Genomic DNA, 208 nt, shown 5'->3' with positions numbered 1-208 from the left:
CCTGCCGACTATGACAGCGGCGATGCCGTGGGTAACTTCACCTACAGCGTCAATGACGGCACTGTCACTGAAAACGGCAGTGTGGCGATCACGGTCAACCCAATCAACGATGCGCCACTCGTCGATAGCAATAGCATCAATGTCAATGAAGAGACGCAAAATACGTCTTTAGGCCTCAGCGCACCAACCGATGCTGATGGCGATAACC

General features: G+C 53.4%; 1 protein-coding gene. It reads left to right on the top strand.

From position 1 onward, the window contains the following. A partial coding sequence (locus K5Q73_RS21555; protein WP_220766217.1) for an Ig-like domain-containing protein occupies positions 1-208 on the top strand: 208 nt, incomplete at both ends.

The sequence above is a fragment of the Shewanella sp. MBTL60-112-B2 genome, from assembly GCF_019655055.1.
Taxonomy (GTDB): domain Bacteria; phylum Pseudomonadota; class Gammaproteobacteria; order Enterobacterales; family Shewanellaceae; genus Shewanella.
This window is presented reverse-complemented; position numbering and strand designations above follow the sequence as displayed.